Origin of the sequence: Muriicola sp. (assembly GCF_041567615.1) — a bacterium.
Lineage (GTDB): Bacteria > Bacteroidota > Bacteroidia > Flavobacteriales > Flavobacteriaceae > Muriicola.
This window is the reverse complement of record NZ_JBFGBM010000261.1, coordinates 1-2,625: the sequence shown is the minus strand read 5'-3', so window position 1 is coordinate 2,625 and position 2,625 is coordinate 1. Positions and strand designations below refer to the sequence as shown.

The window sequence follows — 2,625 nt, the reverse complement described above, 5'->3', positions numbered from 1 at the left end:
GGAGCGGAAAAAACGCTGCAAACCCTGTGGCAGTCGTCCGACAGTTTTCACGGCATAGTGGTCATCGGTATGGCTCTGTGGGGAACCGTGGTCGGCGCCCTGCTGGGAGGCTTCCCGACGAACCAGCTGGGAAGGAAAAAAACCCTTGTGTGGATAGGCGTACTCTACACCGTTTCTGCCCTGGGCTCGGCCTTCTCCAACGATCCGGTGACCTTTGCGATCTTCAGGTTTGTCGGCGGCCTGGGTGTGGGCGCCTCAACAGTGGCAGCCCCCACCTACATCTCGGAGATAGCCCCGGCCAAAAACAGGGGAAAACTGGTCGGCCTTTACCAGTTCAACATTGTCTTTGGGATCCTGATCGCCTTTTTTTCCAATTATCTGCTCAGCAACGTAGGGGAGAATGCCTGGAGGTGGATGGTTGGTGTGGAAGCTATCCCGGCATTTGTATATACGGTCATGTCCTTGGGACTTCCTAAAAGTCCGCGTTGGCTTCTCAGCAGGTCCCGATTCGATGAATCCCGAAGCGTATTACAACAGATAAACCCACAAGGTAATATCGAACAACTCCTGGAAGATGTAAAACTCGAGAATATGAACACCATCCCGGGAGAGACCATCTTTATCCGCAAATACCGCTTCCCCCTGATCCTGGCTTTTCTGATCGCCTTCTTCAACCAGTTCTCTGGGATCAATGCCTTCCTTTATTACGCTCCCAGAATCCTGGAGGAAGCCGGACTCGGATCGAGTGCAGCCCTGCTCAGTAGTATAGGGATCGGGGTGACCAACATGGTCTTTACCCTGATAGGAATCAACCTGATCGACCGCATGGGACGGAAGCAACTGATGTACATTGGGTCTGTGGGATATATCCTGTCGCTTACCCTGGTGGCCTGTGCCTTTTTCATGGAGTGGGAAGGATTGGTGGTAGCGGGTTTCCTCTTTATCTTTATAGCAGCTCATGCCATAGGGCAGGGAACCGTCATCTGGGTGTTCATCTCCGAAATCTTTCCCAACCATCTAAGGGGATATGGCCAGAGTTTCGGGTGTTCCGTCCACTGGGTTTTGGCTGCCATCATCCCCTCTTCCATCCCCTTCCTGTTCAGCAGTGTGGGGCCCGGGATCGTCTTTAGTATTTTTGCTTTCATGATGGTGCTTCAGTTGCTGTTTGTGATCTTTATGATGCCGGAGACCAAAGGGGTTTCCCTGGAGGAACTCAGCCTTAAGCTGAGTCCGCAGGCAACAAAAGACGACCGCAGCTAAGCCTCCATTTGTCGAAAATTTTAGCGGCATACCTTTAAAATGCAATATCCCGTCTTTTTTTGTTCAAATTGGAAGGTGCAAATAAAAACCCGGCTTTGGTTTTTTTTGTAACTTTCACCTAAGCATGAGAACAATGGATGAACAACTGAGCTTTGGCACCAAAATATTGAATTGGTTTCTTCGCGTTATGGTCGCGGTACTGGTTTTGATCCTCGCATCCGTGGTGGTGGCACTCATTCTGGCCCTGTTCGGCGTCTGGTCCTGATCGGGACCGATTCCGAATCCCTGACACCATTTATTATCCTAAAAAGGCCAACTTCCCGATACATAACGGTACCCGCGCAATCCAGTTGGACATCTGATTATTTTCCTTGTTCCGCTCTCTAAAATGCCAGGTTTCTCAGCCTAGTATCAAGATACATTAACCGCATTTTGAAGAACCGCAGTCCTTGCAGGTAAGGCAGCCTTCCTGATAGACGAGGTTGGCCGACTCGCAATTGCTGCATTTCTGCCCTTTGGCTGCTACCCCATCGGCTACAAATCGTTTCAGGGCACGAGCGACACCGTTCTTCCAGGTATTGATCTGTTCGCTGTCCAGGTGCAGGCTGTTGATCAGGTCGACGACCTTCTCAATCGGCATCCCGTGTCTGAGGGTGCTTGAGATAAGCTTGGCATAGTTCCAGTACTCAGGATCGAATTTGTGAGACAGGCCTTCGATAGTGGTCTTGTACCCCCTCGTGTTCTTGTACTGGAAGTCATATCGGGAATTTCCGTCCTCGTCCCTGCTTTTGATGATCAGGCCTTGGGTTACCCATCGGGGGATCAGGATCCCGTCCTCATCATCGGCCAGTCCGGTAAAGATCTCATACGGATTGTCGTCGATCAGGCCAATAAAGGCGATCCATTTCTCCTTGTTGTTCTGGAACCTCACCACATCGGCCTCCAGTACCTGGGGCCTTTTGGTTGGGAAGGGGGTCAGCGTGTTGGCCTGGTCCTCTTTCTTTTCCTCCCCTGAGATCAGCACGCCGGAACGTGAGCCATCCCGGTAAACGGTCACCCCTTTGCAGCCCGCTTTCCAGGCTTCCAGGTAAAGTTCTCCCACCAGTTGTTCAGAAACGTCATTGGGGAGGTTGATGGTAACACTGATGGAGTGGTCTACCCATTTCTGGACAGCCCCCTGCAGGCGAACTTTACTCAACCAGTCCACGTCATTGGAGGTCGCCTTGAAGTAAGGAGATTTTTCTACCAGAGCATTGATCTCCTCCTGGGTGTAGTGCTTTTCTGAATCGTATCCGTTGGCGGTCATCCAGGCTTTGAACTGGTGGTGAAAGACCGGGTATTCCTCCCAGGAATCCCCCACCTCAT

Annotated in this window: 2 protein-coding genes and 1 pseudogene; 2 read left to right on the top strand and 1 reads right to left on the bottom strand. The window is 51.4% G+C overall.

Annotation, left to right across the window (positions count from 1 at the left end; genetic code table 11):
* Both ABYP73_RS12825 and ABYP73_RS12820 read left to right on the top strand, forming a co-directional pair.
* Positions 1 to 1,260, top strand: a 1,260-nt coding sequence (locus ABYP73_RS12825; protein ID WP_372974595.1) for a sugar porter family MFS transporter, incomplete at its 5' end; no start/stop codon positions are given.
* A 124-nt stretch (positions 1,261 to 1,384) separates the two neighbouring features.
* The gene (locus tag ABYP73_RS12820; protein ID WP_372946296.1) at positions 1,385 to 1,525 is read left to right on the top strand and encodes a hypothetical protein; all 141 of its coding nucleotides are present in this window, start codon (positions 1,385 to 1,387) and stop codon (positions 1,523 to 1,525) included.
* A gap of 156 nt (positions 1,526 to 1,681) precedes the next feature.
* Here ABYP73_RS12820 and ABYP73_RS12815 read toward each other — a convergent pair.
* Positions 1,682 to 2,625, bottom strand: a pseudogene (locus ABYP73_RS12815) (ribonucleoside-diphosphate reductase, adenosylcobalamin-dependent); the annotation flags it as partial.